The 6,256-nt window shown below is 53.4% G+C and carries 6 protein-coding genes and 2 pseudogenes; 3 read left to right on the plus strand and 5 right to left on the minus strand.

Annotation, left to right across the window (positions count from 1 at the left end; all coding sequences use genetic code 11):
* The first annotated feature begins 399 nt into the window (after positions 1 to 399).
* Entirely contained in the window at positions 400 to 597 is a 198-nt protein-coding gene (locus ABLN94_RS23810; RefSeq protein WP_352997093.1) for a DDE-type integrase/transposase/recombinase, read from the plus strand.
* 113 nt (positions 598 to 710) lie between these two features.
* Positions 711 to 989: pseudogene (locus tag ABLN94_RS23815) on the plus strand (hypothetical protein); the annotation flags it as partial.
* Between the two features lie 97 nt (positions 990 to 1,086).
* Here the strand turns inward: ABLN94_RS23815 and ABLN94_RS23820 are convergent.
* The 5 genes from ABLN94_RS23820 to ABLN94_RS23840 form a co-directional block, all read right to left on the minus strand.
* Complete coding sequence (locus ABLN94_RS23820; RefSeq protein ID WP_352997095.1) at positions 1,087 to 2,388, minus strand: NAD(P)/FAD-dependent oxidoreductase; 1,302 nt, start codon at positions 2,386 to 2,388, stop codon at positions 1,087 to 1,089.
* A gap of 15 nt (positions 2,389 to 2,403) precedes the next feature.
* Positions 2,404 to 3,798, minus strand: a complete 1,395-nt coding sequence (locus tag ABLN94_RS23825) for an aspartate aminotransferase family protein (RefSeq protein ID WP_352997097.1) — start codon at positions 3,796 to 3,798, stop codon at positions 2,404 to 2,406.
* A 14-nt stretch (positions 3,799 to 3,812) separates the two neighbouring features.
* The gene (locus ABLN94_RS23830; protein ID WP_352997099.1) at positions 3,813 to 5,189 is read right to left on the minus strand and encodes a glutamine synthetase family protein; all 1,377 of its coding nucleotides are present in this window, start codon (positions 5,187 to 5,189) and stop codon (positions 3,813 to 3,815) included.
* A gap of 118 nt (positions 5,190 to 5,307) precedes the next feature.
* A complete protein-coding gene (locus ABLN94_RS23835; RefSeq protein WP_352997100.1) occupies positions 5,308 to 5,430 on the minus strand; it encodes a hypothetical protein in 123 nt (40 codons plus the stop codon).
* A 57-nt stretch (positions 5,431 to 5,487) separates the two neighbouring features.
* Positions 5,488 to 5,949, minus strand: coding sequence for a GntR family transcriptional regulator (locus tag ABLN94_RS23840; protein WP_352997102.1), 462 nt, complete (start codon positions 5,947 to 5,949; stop codon positions 5,488 to 5,490).
* Positions 5,950 to 6,097: 148 nt separating this feature from the next.
* Between ABLN94_RS23840 and ABLN94_RS23845 the strand changes: the two are divergent.
* A pseudogene (locus ABLN94_RS23845) lies at positions 6,098 to 6,256 on the plus strand (spermidine/putrescine ABC transporter substrate-binding protein PotF); the annotation flags it as partial.

A 6,256-nucleotide genomic window follows, 5' to 3' on the forward strand; every position in this document is an offset into this window, starting at 1 on the left:
CGGCATGTAAGCCATGGATGAGCCGCTGCACACAGTGATGAAACAAAACCTTTAAAATACATGGCATACTGGACCGCGGCCTAGGAAGTATGCGCGCTTTAAACGGCACTGTTGCATTAACCGGCGTTGGCAGCGATGGTTCCATGGTTTCGCCCTAGGGTCCTGATGCCGCGCCGTAATCCCTTCAAGTGTCACCGCTTTTCTAAAGAAGTCATTTTGTTGGCGATGTGTTGATATTGCCGATATCCGCTGTCGTATCGAGATATGCGTGACCTTCTGGCCGAGCGTGGGGTCGATGTGAATGTTTCGACGGTTTATTGCTGAGTTCAATAGTTTGGCGCAGAGATCCGAGAGCGCGCGTTCAGAAATCACCGGACGTGGCGTGGGTTGCAGTGGCACGTGGACGAAACATATGTTCGCGTCGGCGGGGAGTGGCGTTATCTCTGGCGCGCGGTTGATCAAAGCGGCCAACTGATCGATTTTCGATTAACTGCCCGACGGAACGCCAAAGCTGAAAGGGCTTTCATCCGCCAATCAAGCGATACCGTCCGCCAATTCGAACCGCTGGTTATCGTCACGGATAGTGATGCTGCTTGAGGTTTTTTCGCTCGACGTCAAATACGGACGCACGCGCGTACTCCGCGACTTCTCGATGGAAACAAACGCGGTGAAATCGCCACTGTCCTGAGTGCAACAGAGTTGGGAAATCCACCTTGCTCAAGGCCATTTTGGGCATGGAAAAAGCGGCTTACGGCAAAGTGGTCTTGGAAGGTGAAAACGTCACCTCTTGGTTATCCAGCCGTCGGATCAAGGACGGACTGGCCCTGATGCTCGAAGGGCCCCTTTTTCTGATTTCTCAGACAATCGAGGAAAATCTGCTACTTGGCGGCTATCAGCGCGACGACATGGACGCAGAACGTTCAGTGATGGAAGTAATCTATGAACGTTTCCCCAACCCGCGCGAACGCAGTCATGTGCAGGCAAGCTGACTGCCGGGTGGAGAGTAACAATTGCTGGCCATTGGTCGGGTGATGTTCTCAAAACCCGATCTGCTAACGCTGGACGAGCCATCGCCGGGCCAATTCGTCAAAGCTTGTCGCGCAAACTGAACCAGAGCATGGCAAGTACCAACAGAGGTGTGCGCAGCATCGGGCCTCCAGGGAAAGCCTTTGTGGGAACCTTAGCCATGACATCAAAACGCTCTGCCTGACCGGCAATGGCTTCAGCAGCGATTTGCCCTGACAACGTTCCCATGGCAACGCCCGCCCCCGAGAATCCTGATAGCGACAGAATGTTACCGGATATGCGTTCGTAGTGGGGCATGCGGTTCATGGTGATCCCCAGCGTTCCTCCCCAGGCATGGTCGACTTCCACATCTTTGAGTTGCGGGAAGATTTCGGCCATCGGCTTGCGCACTGCGCCAGCTATGTCAGCTGGAAATTTGTAACCGTAAGACTCCGTTCCACCGAACAGAAGACGGTGATCGTCCGAAAAACGGAAGTAGTTGATCACGAACTTGCTGTCCGCCACGGCATAGTTGTTGCGTATAATTTCTTCCTGAGCCTCGCGGCCAAGCGGTTTGGTGGAAACGATGAAGTTATTGATCGGCATCACCCGCTCGGCCACATGCTTGTGCATATTGCCCAGATACCCATTGCATCCCAAGACCACATAGCGCGCCGTTATGGTGGCATTATCAGTCACGACAGTGGCAGGGTCGCCTTCCTTGACCGCCACAACTTTCGATTGCTCGAAAATTCGCGCTCCAGCGTCCACCGCTAGACGCGCCAGACCAAGCACCAGCTCAAACGGGTCTACGTGCCCTGCCCCCATATCCAGGGTTCCGCCATAATAGGCTGGCGAATTAACCAGATGGTGACACTCATCTTTGTCCAGCAAGCGGATTTTGTCGTACCCGTATTTGCTGGACATATGCTCGACATACTCAGCGTTGTGCGCCTGATATCGTTCCCGATGTACGGTGTGGATTACTCCATCATGGAACTCAGTTCGAACTTCGGGTGTTTTGGTCAACGAACGGACCAGATCAACCGCCTGAGCACCGATATCCCAAAGCTGGTGGGCGTGGGCTTCACCAACCATTTTCTCCAGACCGTCCTGCTCAACCCTCTGGCCCATGCTGACCTGGCCGCCATTTCGGCCCGACGCGCCAAACCCAACGCGTTGTGCGTCCAACACAACAACGTCATATCCGCGCTGCGCCAAATGATAGGCAGCAGACAGTCCGGTAAAGCCTGCCCCCACGACGCAGACATCGCACTCCAAGGCACCTTGCGCCTTTGGAAATGGGGCAAGCGTTTCAGCTACGTCAGCATAGTAAGAATTCGGGTACTCACCCTGACGATCGTTTACAGTCAGCAGGTCCATTGGGAGCTCTTAATTTCATGCAGCTTTAAAAATACCGTCTGCGCGGATTTTCTCGAGACATTCATCAAGAGATTTGCGGGCACGATCCACCAGGATATCGATTTCATCGCAGGTGATGACCAACGGCGGCGCGATAACCATCCTATCACCAACGTGCCGCATGACGATGTTGTTTGCAAAACACCGCTCTCGGCAAATATAGCCAACCGTTCCGGCATCAACGGCAAATGGCGCACGCGTTGCCTTGTCCGGGGTCAGAGCGATCGATCCCATCAGGCCCTCGACGCGTGCCTCGCCAACCAGAGGGTGATCCGCTAGCTCTTCCCATCTCTTCTTGAGATGCGGACCGGCCACGGCGCGCACGTGCTCAAGCACATTTTCCTCTTCGAGAATGCGCAGGTTTTCAAGAGCAACGGCACAGGCAACCGGGTGACCGGAATAAGTGTAACCATGGTTGAACTCGGTATCACCAATGACCTTGGCGATCTCGCCCGACACGATGGAGGCACCGATCGGCACGTAGCCCGCGCTAAGCCCTTTGGCCACTGTCATGATATCGGGCTTGATACCCATTGTTTGCGAACCAAACCAGTTTCCGGTCCGGCCAAACCCGCAAATCACCTCGTCTGCAATCAGCAGAATTCCGTATTTGTTACAAATACGCTGAATTTCCGGCCAGTAAGTCGCTGGCGGGATGATGACGCCGCCGGCCCCTTGGATAGGCTCGCCAATAAAGGCTGCGACCTTTTCCGGTCCGACTTCCTTGATCTTCTCTTCCAGCTGCCGTGCTCGAGCCAGACCAAACTCTTCCGGAGTCTGGTCGCCGCCTTCCGCCCACCAGTTCGGTTCGTCAATGAATTCGATTCCGGGGATCGGCAGACCGCCTTGCGCGTGCATGCCTTTCATGCCACCCAGCGTCGCGCCGCCGATGGTTGATCCGTGGTAGCCGTTCCAGCGTGAGATAATCACATCACGTTCAGGTTGACCTTTCTCGGCCCAATACGTGCGAACCATGCGAATATTGGTGTCGTTGGCATCCGATCCGCCATTGGCAAAGAACACATGGTTCAGGTCGCCGGGTGCAAGCTCGGCCAGTTTCTTGGCGAGCATCAGCGCGGGCACATGCGAGGTTTGAAAGAACGTATTGTAGAATGGCAGCTCTCGCATCTGACGAGCGGCCACGTCGGCGAGCTCGGGACGGCCATAGCCGATATTCACACACCACAGGCCTGCCATACCATCCAAAATTTCTTGGCCTTCGCTATCCTTGAGCCAAACGCCCTTGGCGCTGGTGATGATCCGAGCGCCAATCTGATTGACCTCTTTACCCTTCGTAAACGGGTGCATGTGGTGAGCAGCGTCAATGGCTTGCAATTCAGCGGTGGGCAGATGATTTGCTACGGTTGTCATGTTAGCCTCTCAAATCAGACGTTCAGCAACAGGTGCTGACGTTCCCAAGGGGAGATTTCGCGTTGATATTCTTCGTTTTCGGCGCGCTTGATGTCTGCATATAGGCGGCAGAATTCTTCACCCAGCAGTTCGCGAATTTCCTTAGCCTCGTCAAAGATATCCAACGCCTCGCGCAGGCTGGCAGGTAACGAATGCTCTGCTTCCCAAACTTCCTTTTTGGCTTCCGGGCGAGGTTCGGTCTTATTCATTATTCCCAGCAAACCAGAGGCCAGCGACACGGCAATGGCAATGTAGGGGTTACAGTCCATGCCCGTTACACGGTTTTCCAGCCGGCGCGCTGCAGGGACGGAATGCGGCACCCTAAGACCAGTCGTCCGGTTGTCTGACGCCCACTCGATATTTGCTGGGGCGCTTTGCCCTTCTACCGTGATCCGGCGATAGGAGTTCACATAAGGTGCGAGCAGCGGTACAGCCTGCATCAAGTACTTCTGAGAACCGCCAATAAACCAACGAAACAGATCGGACTCTGTCCCATCCGCGTTGGAAAAAATGTTCTCGCCGGTTTCGACATCCACGATGCTTTGATGAACATGCATAGCGCTACCGGGTTCGTCTCGGATCGGCTTGGCCATGAAGGTCGCGAATACACCGTTCTTCAACGCGGCCTCACGGATCGTGCGTTTGAAGTAGAATACTTGATCGGCAAGACGCAAAGGATCACCATGCATCAGGTTGATCTCAATCTGGCCCGCGCCGCCCTCTTGAATGACGGTGTCGATTTCCAAGCCCTGCGCTTCGGCAAAGTCGTATATGGTGTCGATGACTTCGCCAAACTCGTCCACAGCCGCCATTGAATAGACCTGTCGGCTGGCACCCTTGCGCCCTGTCCGACCTACCGGGGGCTCAATTGCTTCGTTCGGATCGTGGTTGGGCTTGGTCAGGTAAAACTCAAGTTCCGGCGCCACAACGGGCTTCCAGCCTTTTTCCCGATAAATACTAACGACACGCCGCAGAACTTCGCGGGGCGCGATTTCAAGCGGAGTTCCGTCCCTGTTAAACATGTCGCAGATCACTTGCAGGGAAAGATCGCTCGACCACGGTATCGAACAGGCAGTGCTCATGTCAGGCCTTAGGACGATGTCCTTTTCCAACCACTGACCCTCGATGTCCATATCGACGTATTCGCCCGAGATCGTCTGGTAAAACAGCGAAACCGGGAGTGCCAAGTCTGTGGAGGGCTTGAACTTCACGGCTGGCATTGCCTTGCCGCGTGAGGTTCCAACCAGATCAGGGACGATGCACTCGACCTCTTCGATCCGACGGCCTTGAGCAAATGAGATAAACTCTTCGGGCAGACTTTCTTGCCAGGTAGCTGCGATCACCTTTTTCATCAAAACCTCCAAAATGCCTCAAACCGCGAGACATTTGTATTTGACCTGCATCTTTTGATCAAATTTTGGAATTAGTCAATCGCTACTTTGAAATCGAAGCGGTCAAAATCAATTCATCTTAAGCTAAAAGGGCCTGTCGAACCAAAACCAGCCCTTGACGAATGTCTTCTTCAATCGCCTTTTTGACATTCTCAACATCACCATCTCGCAACGCCAAAATCGCTTCGCGGTGCTGATCCAACAATGTCTCTGTTTCGAACCGCCCACAAACGACCCGCAAAGATGGTCCAACCTGAAGTCACAAGGATTCAGCAATCCGCCGCAATATCAATGCGTCTGCCACCTCGTAAAGCGTGAAGTGGAACCGATAATTTGCCGCCAAATACTCGCGCGTATCGCCAACATCTATGGCCCTGTCTACAAGCGCATCTATTTGTTCCAACTTGGTAATTAATCGGCTGTCGGCATTCACCGCCGCCATTGAGGCCAGAGCTGGCTCGACGGACATTCGAACCAATTCAATCTGACTCAATCGGTGCTCGGACATTTCAGGCACTTCTACGCGCCGGTTCTTTAGCGAGCGCAATGCACCCTCGGCAGTTAAACGTCGAATTGCTTCACGCACCGGAGTGACACCCGCTCCAATCGCCTCTGACAGACCGAGAATTGTGATCGGTTGGCCGGGGATAAATTCCCCAAAGAGTATCATCTCCTTGACTCGAACATAAATTGTTTCGTGCTCGGGCGTTTTATCGCTCAAGTGTCTCATTTCCTGCCAATTTTCTGCGGATCTAGGCCAAACAATCTAACTAATTCCAATAAACTATCAAATTTTTAGAACAAGGTTGCAACGAAACCGTTTTTGATCAAAAGTTCGGCAATCAGCTATCTTGGGAGAAAATATGCTGATGAGTAAATCCAGCGCGGCAATTTCGATGATAACATTTCTTTCACAAGCCGCCTTTGCCGAAGAGGTGCGTGTGTACAACTGGTCCGACTATATTGACGAAGGCCTGTTGAAGAAATTCGAGGAAGAAACCGGTCTGACGCTGATCTACGACGTGTTC

It is taken from the genome of Ruegeria sp. SCP11 (genome assembly GCF_040329455.1).
Classification (GTDB): Bacteria; Pseudomonadota; Alphaproteobacteria; order Rhodobacterales; family Rhodobacteraceae; genus Ruegeria; species Ruegeria atlantica_E.

What these genes read in the sequence shown, in the direction of transcription:
- ABLN94_RS23830 (WP_352997099.1), bottom strand. Translation starts at nt 5,189, where the DNA reads ATGAAAAAGGTGATCGCAGCTACCTGGCAAGAAAGTCTGCCCGAAGAG.
- ABLN94_RS23820 (WP_352997095.1), bottom strand. Translation starts at nt 2,388, where the DNA reads ATGGACCTGCTGACTGTAAACGATCGTCAGGGTGAGTACCCGAATTCT.
- ABLN94_RS23825 (WP_352997097.1), bottom strand. Translation starts at nt 3,798, where the DNA reads ATGACAACCGTAGCAAATCATCTGCCCACCGCTGAATTGCAAGCCATT.